The sequence below is a fragment of the Massilia haematophila genome (assembly GCF_042647645.1).
In the GTDB taxonomy this organism is placed as follows: domain Bacteria; phylum Pseudomonadota; class Gammaproteobacteria; order Burkholderiales; family Burkholderiaceae_D; genus Telluria; species Telluria haematophila.
Window position 1 is genome coordinate 4,924,243 of sequence record NZ_JBHRVV010000001.1, and the last position, 18,258, is coordinate 4,942,500.

Below are 18,258 nucleotides of genomic sequence, written 5' to 3' on the forward strand. Positions count from 1 at the left end.
GCAACTTTCTTTCGGCGCCGGATGCCGGCACCGTACGCGGCATGCCGGGTATGAGGGTGACATGCCGCTATAATGGTTGACATGACGACACCTCATTTCTCCTCCGCACAGTCCCGCAGCCATGGCGCCCGCGGCGACGATTGCCGCAGCGATGTCTGCATCGTCGGCAACGGCGCCATCGCCAAGACCGCGGCCCTCGGCTTCGCCCAGGCCGGCCACAGCGTCACCCTGCTGGTGCCGGCGGCGCGCTCCGGGGGAGAGGAGCTGCAGGCCGCCATTTCGACGGCCGAGCGCCCCTGGGACGTGCGTGTCTACGCGCTGAACCACACCGCGCACAAGCTGCTGTCCTCGCTGAAGGTCTGGGGCGCGCTCGACATGGCGCGCGTGGCGCCGGTCGATGCGATGGCGGTCAATGGCGACGGCGAGAACGGCGGCGCGCTCGGCTTCGACGCCTTCGGCGCCCATGCCGGCACGCTGGCCTGGATCGTCGAGGACAGCAACCTGAACAACGCGCTCGACGCCGCCCTGAAATTCGCGCACAACGTGAACATCGTCAGCGGCTGCGCCTGCCGCCTGACCTGCGGCCCGGAGGGCGCGCAAGTGGAGCTGGAAGACGGCCGCAAACTCGACGCCAAACTGGTGGTCGGCGCCGACGGGCGCGATTCCTGGGTGCGCGGGCAGTGCGACATCGGCGTCGACTACCGCTCCTACCACCAGCGCGCGGTCGTCACCAATTTTGCCTGCGAAAAGCCGCACCACGGCGTGGCCCACCAGTGGTTCACCTGCGCCGACGGCATCATCGCGCTGCTGCCGCTGCCGGGCAACCGCGTCTCGCTGGTCTGGTCGGCGCCGGAAACCCTGGCCGCGACCCTGATGGACGAGTCGCTCGGCGAGCTGGCGATCCGCCTCGGCGAATACGCCGACGAGCCGCTCGGCGCGCTGAAACCGCTGCAGCCGGAATCCGTGAAAGCCGTGCCGCTGGCGCTGGTGCGTCCGCACGCGCTGGTCGCGCCGCACGTGGCCCTGGTCGGCGACGCCGCCCACGCCGTCCATCCGCTGGCCGGCCACGGCATGAACCTGGGCTTCGGCGACGTGGTCGACCTGCTGCGCGTGGTGGCCGAGCGCGAGGAACACCGGGCCATCGGCGACGAGCGCGTCCTGGCGCGCTACGCCCGTGCGCGCAAGGAGGAAGTGCTCCTGATGCAACTGGCCACCGACGGCCTGGAGCGTTTGTTCGGCGCCAACCTCGAACCCGTGCGCGTGGTGCGCAATTTGGGATTAAACTTGCTCGACAAGTTGCCCTTCGTAAAGCGGCGCCTGATGGCGCATGCCATCGGTAAGTAAATCTTCTTAAGGAAAACCAGAGTGTTGTTAAAAACCAAGGTCGCCGTGTTGATGGCGACGGGCCTGATCGCGGGTTGTGTCGACGCCCAGAACACGGTCGAGACCAACATCCGCAAGAACATCGAGCCGCGCCTGGGCGGCGCCAAGATCGAATCCATCAAGGAAACGCCGTACGGCGGCATGTACGAGCTGCGCGTCGGCAGCGACATCCTGTACACCGACAAGAAAGGCGAATACCTGTTCATCGGCCAGGTGTACGAGGCCAAGACCACGCGCAACCTGACGCGCGAGCGCATGGACGAGCTGAACAAGATCAAGTTCGCCGACCTGCCGCTGAACATGGCATTGAAGCAGGTGAAGGGCGACGGCAAGCGCGTGATCGCCGTGTTCGAAGATCCGAACTGCGGCTACTGCAAGCGCCTGCGCCAGACCACGCTGCATGAGCTGGACAACGTCACGATCTACACCTTCATGTACAACATCCTGTCGCCGGATTCCTTCGAGAAGTCGAAGAACATCTGGTGCGCGCCGAACCGCGTAAAGGCCTGGGATGACTGGATGATCAACGGCAAGGTGCCGCCGGCCGCCCCGGCCAGTTGCGAGACCCCGAACGACAAGGTCGTGGAGCTCGGCCACAAGCTCAACATCCAGGGCACGCCCGCCATCTTCTTCACCGACGGCACCCGCATCCCGGGCGCGGTCGACCTGAAGACGCTGGAAGCGAAGCTGCAGTCGATCAAATAAACAATTGTTTTATCGTTCAAACATAAGTTTGAAGGTTTGTAAAGCGCATGGTTCAACTTAACATCAACGGGCGCGATACCGAGGTCGATGCCGATCCGGCCACACCCATCCTCTGGGCCCTGCGCGACAACCTGGACATGACCGGCACCAAGTTCGGTTGCGGGGCCGCCCTGTGCGGCGCCTGCACCGTGCACCTGAACGGCGAGCCGATCCGCTCCTGCGTCACGCCGATCGCTGCCGCCGTCGGGCAAAAGATCACCACCATCGAGGCGATGTCCCAGGACCCGGTCGGCAAGGCCGTGCAAACCGCCTGGATCGCCCACGACGTGCCGCAGTGCGGCTACTGCCAGAGCGGACAGGTGATGAGCGCCACCGCGCTGCTGCGCACCAACAAGGCGCCGAGCGACGCCGACATCGACAACGCCATGAGCGGCAACATCTGCCGCTGCGGCACCTACCAGCGGATCCGCGCGGCCATCAAGGACGCCGCGAAGTCGCTGGCCTGACGCCTGATCGCATGCACCCTGTCGGCATCCTGCTGGCCGCGGGCAGGGGCAGGCGCTTCGATCCCTCCGGCGAGCGCAACAAGCTGCTGCAAACGCTGCCCGGCGGCGAACCGGTGGTGGCCGCCAGCGCGCGTTCGCTGCTGGCCGTCCTTCCGCGCGTGATCGCGGTGGTGCCGCCGCACGATGGCGGCGTGGCCGACGCCTTGCGCGCGCTCGGCGCCGAGGTCACCACCTGTCCCGACGCCGACAGCGGCATGGCTGCCTCCCTGGTTCACGCGATCCGCCATTCGCTGTCTGGCGGCGAGGCCGACGCCTGGCTGGTGGCGCTGGGCGACATGCCCTTCGTGGCGCCGCCAACGCTGCGCGCACTGTGCGATGCGCTGGCTGCCGGCGCCGGCATTGCCGCGCCGGTGCACGGCGGGCGGCGCGGCAATCCGGTGGCCTTCGGCGCCGTCCACCTGCCGGCGCTGCTGGCGCTGGAAGGGGAGCACGGCGCGCGCGGGCTGCTGAAGTCGGCGCAGGTCACGCAGGTCGAGGTCGAGGACCCCGGCATCCTGCGCGACATCGACACCCCGGCCGACCTCTAGGGCAGCAGCACCCGCATTTCGCAGGAATCCCACGGCCTGCCTGTCCGGCTGCGCCGGGCGGCCGCCATCCCGATTTGGCGGTGGCCGATGCGAATCGTTTACACTACGGCGATCGGCAAGACTTCCTTTCGTCCTCATGAAAAAACCAGCCCAGAGAAAGCAGCACGTCAAGCAGCCCGCCATCGCCTACACCATCGTTCCCAAGGACCTGGCGGGCCACATCTTCAACGTCACCGTCACGGTGCCGGCGCCCGCCGCCGAAGGCCAGGTGTTCGCACTGCCGGCCTGGATCCCGGGCAGCTACATGATCCGCGAGTTTGCGCGCAACATCGTGCGCATCCGCGCCGAATCGAACGGCGCCGCGGTCGCCCTGGCCAAGCTCGACAAGCACTCCTGGCAGGCGGCGCCCGTCGACGGCCCGCTGACCCTGCACTACGAGGTCTATGCCTGGGACCTGTCGGTGCGCGCCGCCCACCTGGACCAGACCCACGGCTTCTTCAACGGCACCAGCGTGTTCCTGCGCGTGGCCGGCCAGGAAGCGGCGACGCACCAGGTCGACATCCAGCGCCCAGGCGACCCGGCTGCCGGGACCTGGCGCGTCGCCACGTCGATGAAGGAACTGGGCGCCAAGCGCTACGGCTTCGGCACCTACGTGGCGGGCGACTACGACGAGCTGATCGACCACCCGGTCGAGATGGGCGACTTCGCGCTGGCGACCTTCAAGGCCCACGGCGTCCCGCACGACATCGTGATCACCGGCCGCGTGCCGAACCTGGACATGGCGCGCCTGCAGGCGGACCTGAAGGCCATCTGCGAAACCCAGATCGCCTTCTTCGAACCGGAGACGAAGAAAGCGCCGGTCGACCGCTATGTCTTCATGACGATGGCGGTGGGCGACGGTTACGGCGGCCTCGAGCACCGCGCATCGACCGCGCTGATCTGCGCGCGCGCCGACCTGCCGAGCATCGGCGGACCGAAAGTCGGGGAGCCGAACGAGGGCTACCTGAAATTCCTGGGCCTGTGCAGCCACGAGTACTTCCACACCTGGAACGTCAAGCGCATCAAGCCGGCGGTGTTCGCACCCTATGACCTGCAGGTCGAGAACTACACGCCGCTCCTGTGGCTGTTCGAAGGCTTCACCAGCTACTACGACGACCTGATGCTGGTGCGCGCCGGCATCATCGGCGAGCCGACCTACTTCAAGCTGCTCGGTAAAACCATCGCCAGCGTGCTGCGCGGCAGCGGCCGCACCAAGCAGAGCGTGGCCGATTCCAGCTTCGACGCCTGGAGCAAGTACTACCGCCAGGACGAGAACTCGCCGAACGCGATCATCAGCTACTACACCAAGGGTTCACTGATCGCGCTGGCCTTTGACCTGACGATCCGCGCCAAGACCGGCGGCGCCAAATCGCTGGACGACGTCATGCTGGCACTGTGGGAGCGCTATGGGCGCGACTTCTACGCGGGCGTCGGCCGCGGCGTCACCGAGGCGGAAGTCGAGTCGCTGTTCGACGAGGTCAGCGGTGTCAGGCTGCGCAATCTGTTCGACAAATATGTGCGCGGCACCGAGGACATCCCGCTGGCCAAGCTGTACGCGCCGCTGGGCGTCAAACTGGCCGACGAGCGCAAGAGCGGCAAGCCCTCGCTGGACGCCGGCATCGGCCGCGACCCGCTGGGCGCCAAGCTGACCCAGGTGCACGAGGGGGGCGCGGCGCACCAGGCCGGCCTGTCGGCGCTGGACGTCGTCATCGCCATCGACGGCCTGCGCGTGAACGGCAATCCGTCCAACGTCGAGGCGCTGCTGTCGCGCTACCGCGTCGGCGACAAGGTGACGATCCACGCCTTCCGCCGCGACGAGCTGATGCGCTTCGAGGTGACGCTGCAGGGGGATCGGGTGCCGGGCATCACGCTGTCGGCGGTGGCCGGCGTGCGCAAGGCCGGGACGATCGCGCGGCCGAGCGCGGTGTAATCACCGCGAACGGTAGGGTGGGCACTCCGTGCCCACGCGGAAGCGGGCACTGTGTTGACATCATTCTTCAGGAATTGTCCGCTCCACTGCGCTATCAGCAAAGATGTACCTGAATCGCATCCGCAGTCGTCATGCCATTTCGCGCGGCCGGTGGCAGATCCAGTCTTCGCAGATGAAGTAAAGCAGTCGTCACGCATGCGCTGCACCGCGTGGGCACGGGGTGCCTACGCCGGCCGCGCCCACCCTACAAAACCCTACTGCGGCCCAGCCAGGCTGCGCAACTGAAACCGATACTGGTGATCGAACAGGAAGGTCTCGGAAAACGTCAGCCGGCGCGTACTCCCCGCCAGCAGGTTCGCCGGCTTCGGCAGCTTTCCGCTGCGCCGCATCGAGGCCACGGCTACGCGCGACGCGTTGTCGTTGCGCGAGCGTTGGACTTCCACATCTTCGACTTCCCCATCGTCGCGCACGGTGATGTTCAGCACCACGATCGCCGGCAGCATCGGCGGCAGGCGGCCGCTGAAGGTCTGGTCGAGGTTCTGGCGCATGACGTGGTGCGCCACTTCCACCTTGTAGGCGTCGAGGGTGCGCGATGGCGGCGGCACCGGGGCTTCGGTGGAGGCAGGCGGGCTGGCGGAGATGATCGGGACGATGCGTTCGTCCGTGGAAGCGACGGGCGGGGCCGTGCCGCATCCGCCCAGGGCTGCCAGTAGTAGAAGAAGGAGAGCGGCCCTGATGCGGATGGAAGGTTTCATGTTAGTCGAATAATCGTCGCAGTTCGTCACCCGGGCTGGAAGCACGCATGAAGGCTTCGCCCACCAGGAAGGCATGCACGTTTGCCGCGCGCATGCGCTCCACGTCCTCGCGCACCGCGATGCCCGACTCGGTGACCACCAGGCGCTCCGCCGGGATGCGCGGCAAAAGGCCGATGGTCGTGTCGAGCGAGGTCGCAAAGGTGCGCAGGTTGCGGTTGTTGATGCCCACCAGGCGCGACTTCAAGCGCAGCGCCGCGGTCAACTCATCACCGTCATGTACTTCGACCAGCACGTCCATGCCGAGTTCCTGCGCACAGGCTTCCAGTTCGGCCATCAGGCCATGGTCGAGCGCCGAGACGATCAGGAGGATCGCGTCGGCGCCCATCGCGCGCGCTTCGTAGACCTGGTACATGTCGACGATGAAGTCCTTGCGGATCACCGGCAGCTCGCAGGCGGCGCGCGCCTGGCGCAGGTAGTCGGCATGGCCCTGGAAGAACTGCACGTCGGTCAGTACCGACAGGCAGGAGGCGCCGGCAGCGGCATAGCTTTCGGCGATGTCCGCGGGACGGAAGTCGGGCCGCAGCACGCCCTTCGAGGGCGAAGCCTTTTTCACTTCGGCGATCACGCCGGCGCGGCCCGCCGCGATGTTCTTGCGCAGGCTCGCTTCGAAGCCGCGGATATCCGCGCGCAGTGCGGCGTCGCTCTCGACGTCGCGGCGCAGGCTTGCCAGGTCGCGGTGTTTCCGTGCGGCGGCCACTTCGTCGGCCTTCACGGCCAGGATTTTATTCAGGATGTCGGACATGTCAGCGGGCGCCCAGCTGGCGCGTGATGGTGACGAACTGCTCGAGCTTGGCCAGGGCCGCGCCCGTGGCGATGGTGGCGCGCGCCTTGGCCAGGCCTTCCTCGATCGAGGCGACGACGCCGGCCGCGTACAGCGCGGTGCCGGCGTTCAGGGCCACGATGTCGTGCGCCGGACCCGGCTCGCCGCGCAGCGCTTCCATCACGCGAGTCTTGGACTCGGCGGTGTTCGCCACCTTCAGGTTGCGGCTCGAGATCATGGCCAGGCCGAAGTCCTCGGGATGGATCTCGTACTCGCGGATCTCGCCGTTGACCAGCTCGCCGACCAGGGTGCCGGCGCCGAGCGAGACCTCGTCCATGTTGTCGCGGCCCCAGACCACCAGCGCATGCTGGGCGCCCAGGCGCTGCAGCACGCGTACCTGGATGCCGACCAGGTCGGGGTGGAACACGCCCATCAGGATGTTCGGCGCGCCGGCCGGATTGGTCAGCGGCCCGAGGATGTTGAAGATGCTGCGCACGCCGAGTTCGCGGCGCACCGGCGCCACGTGCTTCATGGCGGCGTGGTGGTTCGGTGCGAACATGAAGCCGATGCCGGTCTGGGCGATCGACTGGGCGATCTGCTCGGGTTTGAGGTCGATCTCGGCGCCGAGCGATTCGATCAGGTCGGCGCTGCCCGAAGACGAGGAGACGCTGCGCCCGCCGTGCTTGGCCACGCGCGCGCCGGCCGCTGCCGCCACGAACATCGAGGCGCTCGAGATGTTGAAGGTGTTGGCGCCGTCGCCGCCGGTGCCGACGATGTCGAGCAAATTCGTGGTGTCGGCCATCGGCACCTTGGTCGAGAACTCGCGCATGACTTGCGCCGCGGCGGTGATCTCGCCGATGGTTTCCTTCTTCACGCGCAGGCCCATGGTCAGCGCCGCGACCATGGTCGGCGACATCTCGCCCGACATGATCTGGCGGAACAAATGCAGCATCTCGTCGTGGAAGATCTCGCGGTGTTCGATACAGCGCAGCAGCGCCTCTTGTGGTGTGATCGGCATGGGCGTTCCTAAGATGTGTGGGCGCCGCGCCGGGAGGCGCGGCACGGGAAGAAGCGAATCAGCGCTCGAGGAAGTTCTTCAGCAGCGCGTGGCCGTGCTCGGACAGGATCGACTCGGGGTGGAACTGCACGCCCTCGATGTCGTATTCCTTGTGGCGCACGCCCATGATCTCGCCGTCGTCGGTCCAGGCCGTCACTTCCAGGCAGTCGGGCAAGGAGGCGCGCTCGATCGCCAGCGAGTGGTAGCGGATCACGGTGAAGGGACTCGGAATACCCTTGAACACGCCGACGCCGGTGTGGGCGACGAGCGAGGTCTTGCCGTGCATGACCTGCTTGGCGCGCACGATCTTGCCGCCGAACGCTTCGCCGATGGCCTGGTGGCCCAGGCAGATGCCGAGGATCGGCAGCTTGCCCTTGAACTGCTTGATCACGTCGACCGAGACGCCGGCGTCAACCGGGGCCTTCGGGCCCGGCGAGATGCAGATGCGGTCGGGCCGCATCGCGGCGATCTCGTCGATCGTGACTTCGTCGTTGCGCACGGTGCGCACTTCTTCACCCAGCTCGCCGAAATACTGGACGATGTTGTAGGTGAAGGAATCGTAGTTATCGATCATCAAGAGCATGTCAGAACTCCCCATCCAGTCCGTCCTGGACCTGTTCGGCCGCGCGCAGCACGGCGCGCGCCTTGTTTTCGGTTTCCTGCCATTCCATCTCGGGGATCGAATCGGCCACGATGCCGGCCGCGGCCTGCACGTACAGGTTGCCGTCCTTGATCACGCCGGTGCGGATGGCGATCGCCACGTCCATCTCGCCGCCGAAGGAGAGGTAACCGCAGGCGCCGCCGTAGATGCCGCGCTTGACCGGCTCCAGTTCGTCGATGATCTCCATCGCACGCACTTTCGGCGCACCGGTGAGGGTGCCGGCCGGGAAGGTGGCGCGCAGCACGTCGAGGTTCGACATGCCTTCCTTGAGCCTGCCTTCGACGTTCGAGACGATGTGCTGCACGTGCGAGTATTTTTCGATGACCATGCGGTCCGTCACCTTCACGCTGCCGGTCTCGGCGATGCGGCCGATGTCGTTGCGCGCCAGGTCGATCAGCATCACGTGTTCGGCGATCTCCTTCGGGTCGCCAAGCAGTTCGACCGCCAGTTCGGCGTCGCGTTCCGGCGTCGCGCCGCGCGGGCGGGTGCCGGCGATCGGGCGCAGCGTGACCTTGCGTTCGCCTGCCGGAGACGTCTCGTTCCTGACCAGGATCTCCGGCGAGGCGCCCACGATCTGCATGTCGCCGAAGTTGTAGTAGTACATGTAGGGCGACGGGTTCAGCGAGCGCAGCGAACGGTACAACGACAGCGGCGAATCGACGTAGGGTTTGCGGATGCGCTGGCCGATCTGGACCTGCATCAGGTCGCCGGCCATCACGTATTCGTGGGCCTTGGCCACCGCCGCCAGGTAGTCTTCCTTGGAGAAGTCGCGCACGGCCTCGGTACGCACCGAGCCGGTGGTGACCGGCACGTCGACGCTCCGGCGCAGCATGACGCGCAATTCTTTCAGGCGCTGGCGCGCCTTGGCGAAGGCTTCCGGCTGCGACGGGTCGGCGTAGACGATCAGGTAGAGCTTGCCCGAGAGGTTGTCGATGACGGCCAGTTCCTCGGTCACCAGCAGCTGGATGTCGGGCAGGCCGAGGTCGTCCTTCGGCGCCTGGCCGGCGAGCTTGCGCTCGATGTGGCGCACCGTGTCGTAGCCGAAGTAGCCGGCCAGGCCGCCGCAGAAGCGCGGCATGCCGGGACGCAGCGCGACCTTGAAGCGCGCCTGGAACTGTTCGATGAATTCGAGGGGATTGCCATCAAAGGTTTCGACCACGCTGCCGTTGGTCACGACCTCGGTGCGATTGCCGCTGTTGCGCAGCAGGGTCTTCGCCGGCAGGCCGATGAAGGAATAGCGGCCGAAGCGCTCGCCGCCGACGACCGATTCGAGGAGAAACGTGTTCTTGCCGGTGTCCTGCGACTGGGCCAGCTTCAGGTAGAGCGACAGCGGCGTCTCGAGATCGGCGAATGCCTCGGCGATCAGCGGAATGCGGTTGTAGCCCTGGTTGGCCAGCGATTTGAATTCGAGTTCGGTCATGTTCTTCTCCTGGCCGCCAGCTATCGAGGTAGGGGAGGGCGGCGTTGGTGTTCCAAAAAACCTGCCGGATGCGCGAATGCCGCCGGCAGCAATCAATACGGGTTAGTTAGCCCAGGATTGCCAGCGTCGCCACAGCCAGGCCTCAAGGGCGCCGGTCTGGTTGACAGTGTGTTTTTTGGTGAAGAACATGTATAGATAAGTAAATTTAGACGCCGTTATGCGCACGAATCAGGGTCGCCGCATCGAGTAGCGAATTAACTATACCATCGGAATCGATCTCTTGCACAGGCCTTCCGTGGTTATATCCATATGGCACTGTGAGCACATAGCAACGCGCGGCGCGCGCCGCTTCGGCGTCGTTCGAGGAGTCGCCGATCGCCACCACCTGCTGCGGCGGCAGGTCGAAGTCGCTGCACACCTGCAGCAGCGGCAGCGGATCGGGCTTCTTTTTCGGCAGCGAATCGCCGCCGTAGACCAGCTCGAAGAAAGGCGCCAGTCCCTTCTGCGCCAGCAGCGGCGTGGTGAAGGAGATCGGCTTGTTGGTGACGCAGGCAAGGCGTAGGCCCTGTTCGCGCAACGCCGTCAAACCTTCGATGACGCCGTCGAACAGCCTGCTACGCTCGCCGTTGATGGCGAGGTAGTGGCGCTGGTAGGCGGCCATGGCCTCGTCATACACGGACTCGACGCGGTCCGGGTCGAAGTCGAGCGACAGCACGTCGCGGATCAGTTTTTCCGAACCCTTGCCGACCATCGGCTTGATCACATCCTGCGTGATCGGCGCCAGGCGGAACTCGGCGCGCATGGCGTTCAGGGCCAGTTCGAAATCCGGCACCGTGTCGAGCATGGTGCCGTCCAGGTCGATGATGGCAGCCTTGATGACTGCGGCGCCGGGCTGCACGCTTACTTCCCGACCGTGGCCAGTTCGGCGCGCATGGCGTCGATCACGGCCTTGTAGTCGGGCTTGCCGAAGATGGCCGAGCCGGCAACGAAGGTGTCGGCGCCGGCAGCCGCGGCGGCGGCGATGTTCTCGGCCTTGATGCCGCCATCGACTTCGAGCATGATGTCGCGGCCCGATTCGTCGATCATGCGGCGCGCGATCGCGATCTTCTTGAGCGCTTCCGGAATGAAGGACTGGCCGCCGAAGCCCGGGTTCACCGACATGATGAGGATCATGTCGATCTTGTCCATGACGTGCTCGAGGTAGTGCATCGGCGTGGCCGGGTTGAACACCAGGCCGGCCTTGCAGCCGTGGTCGCGGATCAGCTGCAGGGTGCGGTCGATGTGTTCCGACGCTTCCGGGTGGAAGGTGATGATGTTGGCGCCGGCTTTCGCGAAGTCGGGGATGATGCGGTCGACCGGTTTCACCATCAGGTGGACGTCGATCGGCACCTGCACGTGCGGACGGATCGCCTGGCAGACCAGCGGGCCGATCGTCAGGTTCGGCACGTAATGGTTGTCCATCACGTCGAAGTGGATGATGTCGGCGCCGGCGTCGACGACGTTGCGGACTTCCTCGCCCAGGCGGGCGAAGTCGGCGGACAGGATGCTGGGAGCGATGCGGTAGGTGGTCATTGCGGTGACGGTGAGGTGGTCAAGAATCCGGCTATTTTACGCCGAGCTTGATGCGGCTTGCGCGAACGGGCTTTTTACGGGCGCTGTATGATTGTCGTTTTGCGCACATTCGGCCGCCGTCCGGGCCGCATCATTCGCGCAGGCAACTAAGCCGCAGCCAGGCAGAATAACCAGAAGAGGAAGCCCATGTCCGCCTACGATTTCACCGTTACCATCCGGACCCAGCACCTGCCGGAGCAATCCAATCCGGAGCGCGACAACTATGTGTTTTCCTATACGATCACGATACGCAATACCGGCAGCGTGCCGGCCCAGCTGATTTCGCGCCACTGGGTGATCACCGACGCCAACAACCGCGTGCAGGAAGTGAAGGGCCTGGGCGTGGTCGGGCACCAGCCGCTGCTGAAACCCGGCGAGCAGTTCGAATACACCAGCGGCACCCAGCTCGCCACGCCCCAGGGTTCGATGCGCGGCGAGTATTTCTGCGTGGCCGAGGACGGTCACCGCTTCGAAGTGGCGATTCCGGAATTCGTGCTGTCGCTGCCGCGCAGCCTGCACTGACCGGCGTGGCGGCTAAGCGTCGGGATCGTGGCGGGCCGGCTCCTTGCGCTCTTCGCGTAGCGGACGCTTGCGCTCTTCCGGGCGGCCCGAGAACATGGTCCACCAGACGATAAACACGAGCAGGAACAAGGCCACGCCCGCTTCCAGCATCAAGATCCACATAGACTGTCCTTATGCAATCGATACGCCGCAGTGTACCCGCTTCCTTCGCCCTCGTCGCCCTCCTGCTGGCCGCCTGCGGCACGCCGCCCCAGGCGCCGCAGCCGCAGCCGCAGCCGAAGCCGCAGCCATCCACGCAGCCTGACGTCGTGATGCCGCCGCCGGTCGGCCCGGTGGCCATTCCCGCCCCGACGCCCGCGCCACCAGTACCGCCGATGACCCCGGTCAGCTTCGACGCGCTGCCCGGCTGGCAGCAGGACGACCTGCGCCAGGCCTGGCCTGCCTTCCTGGCCTCCTGCCGCGTGCTGGCGAAGAAGGCCGAGTGGAAAACGCCCTGCGGCGCCGCCGGCGGTGTCGATGCGCAGGACGGCAACGCGATCCGCCGCTATTTCGAGGCGTATTTCGTGCCGAACCAGATGCGCGCGCCCGATGGCGCCGACACCGGCCTGATTACCGGCTACTACGAACCGATGCTGAGCGGCTCGCGCAAGCGCGGCGGCACTTTCCAGACCCCGCTCTACCGCGTGCCGGACGACCTGGTCACGGTCGACCTGGCGGGCGTCTATCCCAGCCTGAAGAACATGCGCCTGCGCGGCCGCCTGGTCGGCAAGACCGTGGTGCCGTATTCCACCCGCGCCGAGATCGAACGTGCGCCGCTGAGCGGCAAGGAGCTGGTCTGGGTCGACGATCCGGTCGAGGCCTTCTTCCTCGAGGTGCAGGGTTCGGGCCGCGTGCGCATCGCCGAGACCGGCGAGACCGTGCGCATTGCGTTCGCCGACCAGAACGGCCACCCGTACAAGGTGATCGGGCGCTGGCTGGTGGAGCAGGGCGAGTTGCCGGCCGGCGGCGTCTCGGCGCAGAGCATCAAGGCGTGGATCGCGGCGAATCCGGCGCGGCGCCAGGAATTATTGAATGTGAACCCGAGCTACATCTTCTTCCGCGAAGAGCGGCTGCCCGATCCCTCGGTCGGTCCGAAAGGCGCGCTCGGCGTGCCCCTGACGCCGGCGCGCTCGGTGGCGGTCGATCCTTCGTTCGTGCCGCTGGGCGCGCCGCTGTTCCTGTCGACGACCCATCCGGCCGACGGCGCACCGGTGCAGCGCCTGATGCTGGCGCAGGACACCGGCGGCGCGATCCGCGGGCCGGTGCGGGCGGATTTCTTCTTCGGCTTCGGCGGCGATGCGGCGGGCTATGCGGGGCGCATGAAGCAGAGCGGGTCGGTGTGGGTGTTGCTGCCGAAGTAAGCAGATCGCATTGCACGGCTGTTCAATTTCGGCTAAGTTGGCGGTGCTTTTCAGCCCCGTTCTCGGTCGGGCCATCCTGGCCACGCAGGCGCTTCAGCCGGCACACCTGATTGGACACATCATGCGCGCAGCATCGTTCGTCACCCTCGTATTTGCCGCCACCCTTGCCGGCACCCTGACGGCGCCGGCATCGGCCGAGATGAATCTCACGGCATCCGAAGCCAGCGCCCTGAGCGCCGTCATCGTCGTTGCCTCGCCGTTCATCCTGTCCCACCAGGGCGGGAAAAAGCTGTCCCAGGCGGCGTCCGGCGGCCTCGAGGGCCAGAAGCGCTGGCGCGTCGCCGCGCTGCGCCCGCAAGGCGACAAGACCGCCGTCGCACTGCGCAGCGAAGACCAGACCATGCAGATCGACACCATGGTGGCGACGAAAACCGCGCGTTCGCAGGGGCTCAAGGTCGATGACGAGCTCGGCATCGAGCCGATCGGCAGGAGCGGTTACACGCTCAAGAAGGGCGCCACGACGATCGGCGTGATGACCCCACCGGACAGCGGCCTGCTGCACTCGAAAGCGCGCGGCTGAGCGTGCGCCGGACCCTGCTCGCGGTGGCGCTGGCCCTGGCGGCCGGCGCCGCCGCTGCCGGCAGGCCTTGCGACGCGCCGGAACCCGCGCCCGACATGGCGCGCCTGGGCTTGCAGATGGCCGACGCCACCCGCGCCGCACTCGAGCAGATCGACGACGAGGTCGTCCTGATCGCCCGCGCCGGGCAAGACCTGTCGAGATACGGGCTGACCTATTCGCACCTGGCATTCGCGCTGCGCGAGCATCCGGCGGGCGCCTGGTCGGTCGTCCACAAGCTCAATGCCTGCGGCACCGCCTCGTCGGCCCTGTACGACGAAGGCCTGCTCAACTTCTTTGCCGATTCTCCGTTCCGCTACCAGGCCGGCATCTGGCGCCTGGCGCCCGATGCGCAGGCGCGCCTGAAGAAAGCCTTGCTGGGCAAGAAGGCCAGCGATTACCACGAGCCTCGTTACAGCTTGGTGGCCTATCCGTTCAGCACCCAGTACCAGAATTCGAACGGCTGGGTGCTGGAGTTGCTGGCCTTCGCCGTCGCGCCCGAGGACGAGGCGAATACCCGCGTCAGCGCGCAAGCCTGGCTGAAGGCACACGGCTATGTGCCGACCCAGCTGGAACTTGGCACGCTGACCCGGCTCGGCGCGCGTGTCACCAAGGCGAATGTCGCCTTCGACGACCATCCCTCCGAGCTGCGCTGGCGCGGGCATATCCAGACCGTCACGGTCGATTCGGTCGTGACCTGGCTGCGGACCCTGCCGAATGGCTGCCAGGCCATGGGTTGTCCGGAGACGCGGCTAACGCTGCCGCCCTGATCCTCGCCCTAAGCTTTTACATCGCGCAGGCGGGTGCCGGCGACAGCGCCCAAGGCCAGCACGACCGCCCCCGTCGCCACGCACACCAGCCCGATGCGCACGCCGAAGCGCTCGGCCAGCGCACCGGCCAGCAGCGCACCCAGCGGCGCCATGGCCACCGTCAGCGAGCGCATGGTCGCCACCATCCTTCCCAGCACGGCGTCGGGCGTGACCCGCTGGCGCATGGCGATGTAAGGCACGAAGAACAGGGTCGCGCCGCAGTCGAGCAGGAACACCACCAGGCCGTAGGCGATGGCACTGAGATTCGCGCTATCCAGCAGCCGCACCGGAACCGCCGGCATCAGGGCGAAGCCGAGCGCCGAGACGCACAGGCCGGCCAGGATCGCGCGGCCGGTGCCGTGCCGGGGCGACAGCGGCTTCACCAGCAGCGAGCCGGCCAGGATGCCGACGCCGCCCAGCATCTGCGCCGTGCCCATCACGCCCGGCGTCATGCCGAGCACACGGGTGGCGAACAGCACGTGCAGGGCCATGTAGTCATAAAAGAGCAGGTGCCAGAAGGCGGAAGTCCAGGCCAGGGTGCGCAGCAGGCGGTGGTTCCACACGAAAGCCAGGCCTTCGCGGATCTCGTGCAGCGGATGCGTGGTCGAGCGCGGCGGCTGGGGTTCGCGCGCGCGGATGCGGCGCAGGTTCGACAGCGAGAGCGCGAAGCCGCCGACCGTGCACAGGATGGCGAACGGCGCCCCCAGCAATTGCACCAGGCCGCCCGCCATGCCGGGGCCGACCAGGCGCGCCGCCGATTCGGTCGAGGCGAACTTCGCCTGGGCGTCGACCAGCCCTTCGCGTCCGACGACAAAGGTCAGGAACACCTGCTCGGCGCTGCCGCCGACCGTGTAGCCGGTGCCGAGCACGAAGCCGACCGCGTACAGCCAGTGGATCGAGAGGGCATCGAGCCACCAGGCCAGCGGCACGCTCGCCAGTGCGGTGGCTACCATGGCGTCGCTGCACATCATGATGGGCAGGCGGCGGCAGCGGTCGAGCAGCACGCCCGACGGTAGCCCGAACAGCAGGAAGGGCAGGGATTCGAGCGCGGCCAGGATGCCCATCTGGCTTGGGGTCGCATGCATCAGGAGGACGGCGCAGATCGGCAGCGCGAGCAGGGTGATCTGCGCGCCGAAATGGGTCAGCGCGCTGCTGAGCCAGAGGCGGCGGAAGTCGGGCTTGGCCAGCAGCCCGTCGCCGCGCAGGCTGTGCAGGACGTTGCGTACTCTGTTGATGATGAACTCGCGCAAGATATTGCTGAACGAGCAATGATACCGTCCTTTTTGGACTGCAGAGGCGCTACAATCGCGGCCATACCGTCAACTTGAGAGGGGTGTCCCATGGAATACGCAGACCTGCTGATCGAAAACCACGGCAAGGTGGTTGTCATCCGCTTGAACCGTCCAAAGGCGATGAATGCGCTGAACGACAACATGATGAACGAGCTGGGCCACGCCCTGTACCAGTTCGACGCCGATCCAGCGGTCAACGTCATCGTCCTGACCGGCAGCGAGAAGGTATTCGCGGCCGGCGCCGACATCGCCGCCATGGCGAATTACACCTATGCCGACACCTACCCGGGCAACTACATCGGCCGCAACTGGGAGCACATCCTGAACGTGCGCAAGCCCGTGGTCGGCGTCGTCGCCGGCTACGCCCTGGGCGGCGGCTGCGAACTGGCGATGATGTGCGACCTCCTGATCGCCGCCGACAGCGCCAAGTTCGGCCAGCCGGAGATCAAGGTTGGCGTCACCCCGGGCGCCGGCGGCACCCAGCGCCTGCCGCGCGCGATCGGCAAGTCGAAGGCAATGGACATGCTGCTCACGGCCCGCATGATCGATGCGGCCGAAGCGGAGCGCACCGGCCTGGTGTCGCGCGTGTTCCCGGCCGAGAAATTGATGGAAGAGGCGCTGGCGGTGGCCAACACCATCGCCGAGATGCCGGTGTCGGTCGCGATGGCGATCAAGGACTCGGTCAACCGCGCCTACGAGACCACGCTGACCGAAGGCGTGCGTTACGAGCGCCGCTTCTTCCACGCCGCCTTCGGCACGCCTGCCCAGAAAGAAGGCATGTCGGCCTTCCTCGAGAAGCGCAAGGCGAACTTCGAAGGCATGTAAGATGCGCGCGCCGGCGGTCCGGATAGGAGCGGCAGCGCTGGTCGTCGCCGCGACGGCGACCTATGGCTGCACCTCGCTGCCGCCGTTGGGCCAGCGTACCGCTACCGTGGCGCTGGCCGACACCGCCGATACGCCGCTGGGACAGGCGATCGCGCCGCTGGCGGCCGAACATCCCGGCCTGGCCGGGGTCTATCCGCTGTCCGACGGCCGCGATGCGTTCGCGGCGCGCGTCTTGCTGGCCCGCGCCGCCGAGCGCAGTCTCGACGTTCAATACTATATATGGCGCAACGATCTCACCGGCACGCTGATGCTGGACGCCTTGCGCAGCGCCGCGGCGCGTGGCGTGCGGGTGCGTCTCCTGCTCGACGATAACAACACCGCCGGGCTCGACCCGGTGCTGGCCGCCTTTGCCCGCGAGCCGAATGTCGAGGTGCGACTGTTCAATCCTTTCGGTAACCGGCGCTGGCGCAGCATCGGCTACCTGACCGACTTCAGCCGCCTGAACCGGCGCATGCACAACAAGTCCTTCACGGCGGATAACCAGGCCAGCATCGTCGGCGGACGCAATATCGGCGACGAATACTTCGGCGTGGCCGGCGACATGCTGTTCGTCGACCTCGACGTGATGGCGGTCGGGCCGGTGGTGCAGCAGGTGTCGCAGGACTTCGATCGCTACTGGAACAGCGCCTCGGCCTACCCGGTCGCCACCCTGGTCGATCCTGCCGATGCGGAGCCGGCTGGCGCGCTGGCGCAGCGTGCCGCCGCCTTGAGCCGCCGGCCCGAGGCGCAGCGCTACCTGGAGGCGATCCGCACCTCGCCTTTTTTCGAACAGCTGGCGCAGCGTCGCCTGCCGCTGGAGTGGAGCACGACGCGCCTGGTCAGCGACGATCCGGCCAAGGTGCTGGGCAAGGCCGGGCGGGAGACGCGCATGGCCGTCCATCTCGCCAAGCTGCTGGGCGAGCCGACGCGCCAGCTCGATCTCGTGTCGCCGTATTTCGTTCCCAGCAAGGAGGTCGCCCAGGTGCTGGAAGATATCGCCCGCCGCGGAGCGCGGGTGCGCATCCTGACCAACTCGCTGGAGGCCACCGACGTCGCGGCGGTGCATGCCGGTTACGCCAAGTGGCGGCACGACCTGCTCAAGGCGGGCGTCTCCCTGTTCGAGCTGCGCCGCAGCTGGGGCGCGGAACTGCCCGAGACCGGGCGTGCCAGCTTCGGCAGCTCGGCATCGAGCCTGCATGCGAAGACCATCGGCGTCGATGGACGCAGCGTTTTCGTCGGGTCCTTCAATATGGACCGGCGGTCGATCGACCTGAATACCGA

General features: G+C 66.7%; 20 protein-coding genes (1 of these 20 only partly in view). 11 read left to right on the plus strand and 9 right to left on the minus strand.

The window, feature by feature from the left end; genetic code table 11:
• Positions 1-81: 81 nt before the first annotated feature.
• The 5 genes from ACFOPH_RS21850 to ACFOPH_RS21870 all read left to right on the plus strand — a co-directional run bounded on the left by ACFOPH_RS21850 (position 82) and on the right by ACFOPH_RS21870 (position 5,150).
• Positions 82-1,344 (plus strand): FAD-dependent monooxygenase, encoded by a 1,263-nt coding sequence (locus tag ACFOPH_RS21850; RefSeq protein WP_379737222.1) that lies wholly within the window; start codon positions 82-84, stop codon positions 1,342-1,344.
• A gap of 24 nt (positions 1,345-1,368) precedes the next feature.
• Positions 1,369-2,088, plus strand: coding sequence for a DsbC family protein (locus tag ACFOPH_RS21855; RefSeq protein WP_379737982.1), 720 nt, complete (start codon positions 1,369-1,371; stop codon positions 2,086-2,088).
• A 47-nt stretch (positions 2,089-2,135) separates the two neighbouring features.
• The gene (locus ACFOPH_RS21860; RefSeq protein WP_379737223.1) at positions 2,136-2,594 is read left to right on the plus strand and encodes a (2Fe-2S)-binding protein; all 459 of its coding nucleotides are present in this window, start codon (positions 2,136-2,138) and stop codon (positions 2,592-2,594) included.
• An 11-nt stretch (positions 2,595-2,605) separates the two neighbouring features.
• Positions 2,606-3,181: a nucleotidyltransferase family protein gene (locus tag ACFOPH_RS21865; RefSeq protein WP_379737224.1), complete on the plus strand. Its 576-nt coding sequence runs from the start codon at positions 2,606-2,608 to the stop codon at positions 3,179-3,181.
• 136 nt (positions 3,182-3,317) lie between these two features.
• Entirely contained in the window at positions 3,318-5,150 is a 1,833-nt protein-coding gene (locus ACFOPH_RS21870; RefSeq protein WP_379737225.1) for a M61 family metallopeptidase, read from the plus strand.
• A 254-nt stretch (positions 5,151-5,404) separates the two neighbouring features.
• On the opposite strand, the gene ACFOPH_RS21875 is transcribed toward ACFOPH_RS21870, so the two are convergent.
• From ACFOPH_RS21875 to rpe, 7 genes are all read right to left on the minus strand, one after another.
• Positions 5,405-5,905, minus strand: a complete 501-nt coding sequence (locus tag ACFOPH_RS21875; RefSeq protein ID WP_379737226.1) for a hypothetical protein — start codon at positions 5,903-5,905, stop codon at positions 5,405-5,407.
• Position 5,906: 1 nt separating this feature from the next.
• The gene (gene trpC / locus ACFOPH_RS21880; RefSeq protein WP_312549908.1) at positions 5,907-6,707 is read right to left on the minus strand and encodes an indole-3-glycerol phosphate synthase TrpC; all 801 of its coding nucleotides are present in this window, start codon (positions 6,705-6,707) and stop codon (positions 5,907-5,909) included.
• A gap of 1 nt (position 6,708) precedes the next feature.
• The gene (trpD, locus tag ACFOPH_RS21885; protein ID WP_379737228.1) at positions 6,709-7,743 is read right to left on the minus strand and encodes an anthranilate phosphoribosyltransferase; all 1,035 of its coding nucleotides are present in this window, start codon (positions 7,741-7,743) and stop codon (positions 6,709-6,711) included.
• Positions 7,744-7,801: 58 nt separating this feature from the next.
• Positions 7,802-8,365 (minus strand): anthranilate synthase component II, encoded by a 564-nt coding sequence (locus ACFOPH_RS21890; RefSeq protein ID WP_379737230.1) that lies wholly within the window; start codon positions 8,363-8,365, stop codon positions 7,802-7,804.
• Between the two features lies 1 nt (position 8,366).
• Positions 8,367-9,863, minus strand: a complete 1,497-nt coding sequence (trpE, locus tag ACFOPH_RS21895; protein WP_312549912.1) for an anthranilate synthase component I — start codon at positions 9,861-9,863, stop codon at positions 8,367-8,369.
• A gap of 205 nt (positions 9,864-10,068) precedes the next feature.
• The gene (locus ACFOPH_RS21900; protein WP_379737232.1) at positions 10,069-10,761 is read right to left on the minus strand and encodes a phosphoglycolate phosphatase; all 693 of its coding nucleotides are present in this window, start codon (positions 10,759-10,761) and stop codon (positions 10,069-10,071) included.
• 2 nt (positions 10,762-10,763) lie between these two features.
• Entirely contained in the window at positions 10,764-11,435 is a 672-nt protein-coding gene (gene rpe, locus ACFOPH_RS21905; RefSeq protein WP_312549914.1) for a ribulose-phosphate 3-epimerase, read from the minus strand.
• Between the two features lie 186 nt (positions 11,436-11,621).
• Between rpe and apaG the strand changes: the two genes are divergently transcribed.
• Positions 11,622-11,996, plus strand: a complete 375-nt coding sequence (gene apaG, locus ACFOPH_RS21910; protein WP_312549916.1) for a Co2+/Mg2+ efflux protein ApaG — start codon at positions 11,622-11,624, stop codon at positions 11,994-11,996.
• A gap of 12 nt (positions 11,997-12,008) precedes the next feature.
• Here apaG and ACFOPH_RS21915 read toward each other — a convergent pair whose 3' ends face one another.
• Entirely contained in the window at positions 12,009-12,158 is a 150-nt protein-coding gene (locus ACFOPH_RS21915) for a hypothetical protein (RefSeq protein ID WP_312549917.1), read from the minus strand.
• Positions 12,159-12,169: 11 nt separating this feature from the next.
• On the opposite strand from ACFOPH_RS21915, the gene mltA reads away from it, so the two are divergent.
• The 3 genes from mltA (at position 12,170) to ACFOPH_RS21930 (ending at position 14,782) form a co-directional block, all read left to right on the plus strand.
• The gene (gene mltA / locus ACFOPH_RS21920; RefSeq protein ID WP_379737235.1) at positions 12,170-13,396 is read left to right on the plus strand and encodes a murein transglycosylase A; all 1,227 of its coding nucleotides are present in this window, start codon (positions 12,170-12,172) and stop codon (positions 13,394-13,396) included.
• 121 nt (positions 13,397-13,517) lie between these two features.
• Positions 13,518-13,976, plus strand: a complete 459-nt coding sequence (locus tag ACFOPH_RS21925; protein WP_312549919.1) for a hypothetical protein — start codon at positions 13,518-13,520, stop codon at positions 13,974-13,976.
• Positions 13,977-13,978: 2 nt separating this feature from the next.
• The gene (locus tag ACFOPH_RS21930; protein WP_379737237.1) at positions 13,979-14,782 is read left to right on the plus strand and encodes a DUF2145 domain-containing protein; all 804 of its coding nucleotides are present in this window, start codon (positions 13,979-13,981) and stop codon (positions 14,780-14,782) included.
• Between the two features lie 8 nt (positions 14,783-14,790).
• On the opposite strand, the gene ACFOPH_RS21935 is transcribed toward ACFOPH_RS21930, so the two are convergent.
• A complete protein-coding gene (locus ACFOPH_RS21935) occupies positions 14,791-16,071 on the minus strand; it encodes an MFS transporter (protein WP_379737239.1) in 1,281 nt (426 codons plus the stop codon).
• Positions 16,072-16,161: 90 nt separating this feature from the next.
• On the opposite strand from ACFOPH_RS21935, the gene ACFOPH_RS21940 reads away from it, so the two are divergent.
• Both ACFOPH_RS21940 and ACFOPH_RS21945 read left to right on the plus strand, forming a co-directional pair.
• On the plus strand, positions 16,162-16,938 hold the full coding sequence (locus tag ACFOPH_RS21940; protein ID WP_312553693.1) for an enoyl-CoA hydratase: 777 nt from the start codon (positions 16,162-16,164) through the stop codon (positions 16,936-16,938).
• A 1-nt stretch (position 16,939) separates the two neighbouring features.
• Positions 16,940-18,258, plus strand: the 5' portion of a protein-coding gene (locus ACFOPH_RS21945) for a phospholipase D family protein (RefSeq protein WP_379737241.1). Its footprint extends 232 nt past the window's final position; only the first 1,319 of its 1,551 coding nucleotides appear in the window; the start codon lies at positions 16,940-16,942; its stop codon lies beyond the right edge, outside the window.

Bases quoted from the DNA above. Each gene is read 5' to 3' on its own strand.
- ACFOPH_RS21850 (WP_379737222.1), top strand. From the start codon at position 82: ATGACGACACCTCATTTCTCCTCCGCACAGTCCCGCAGCCATGGCGCC.
- ACFOPH_RS21860 (WP_379737223.1), top strand. From the start codon at position 2,136: ATGGTTCAACTTAACATCAACGGGCGCGATACCGAGGTCGATGCCGAT.
- ACFOPH_RS21865 (WP_379737224.1), top strand. From the start codon at position 2,606: ATGCACCCTGTCGGCATCCTGCTGGCCGCGGGCAGGGGCAGGCGCTTC.
- ACFOPH_RS21870 (WP_379737225.1), top strand. From the start codon at position 3,318: ATGAAAAAACCAGCCCAGAGAAAGCAGCACGTCAAGCAGCCCGCCATC.
- ACFOPH_RS21875 (WP_379737226.1), bottom strand. From the start codon at position 5,905: ATGAAACCTTCCATCCGCATCAGGGCCGCTCTCCTTCTTCTACTACTG.
- trpC (WP_312549908.1), bottom strand. From the start codon at position 6,707: ATGTCCGACATCCTGAATAAAATCCTGGCCGTGAAGGCCGACGAAGTG.
- trpD (WP_379737228.1), bottom strand. From the start codon at position 7,743: ATGCCGATCACACCACAAGAGGCGCTGCTGCGCTGTATCGAACACCGC.
- ACFOPH_RS21890 (WP_379737230.1), bottom strand. From the start codon at position 8,365: ATGCTCTTGATGATCGATAACTACGATTCCTTCACCTACAACATCGTC.
- trpE (WP_312549912.1), bottom strand. From the start codon at position 9,863: ATGACCGAACTCGAATTCAAATCGCTGGCCAACCAGGGCTACAACCGC.
- rpe (WP_312549914.1), bottom strand. From the start codon at position 11,435: ATGACCACCTACCGCATCGCTCCCAGCATCCTGTCCGCCGACTTCGCC.
- apaG (WP_312549916.1), top strand. From the start codon at position 11,622: ATGTCCGCCTACGATTTCACCGTTACCATCCGGACCCAGCACCTGCCG.
- ACFOPH_RS21915 (WP_312549917.1), bottom strand. From the start codon at position 12,158: ATGTGGATCTTGATGCTGGAAGCGGGCGTGGCCTTGTTCCTGCTCGTG.
- mltA (WP_379737235.1), top strand. From the start codon at position 12,170: ATGCAATCGATACGCCGCAGTGTACCCGCTTCCTTCGCCCTCGTCGCC.
- ACFOPH_RS21925 (WP_312549919.1), top strand. From the start codon at position 13,518: ATGCGCGCAGCATCGTTCGTCACCCTCGTATTTGCCGCCACCCTTGCC.
- ACFOPH_RS21940 (WP_312553693.1), top strand. From the start codon at position 16,162: ATGGAATACGCAGACCTGCTGATCGAAAACCACGGCAAGGTGGTTGTC.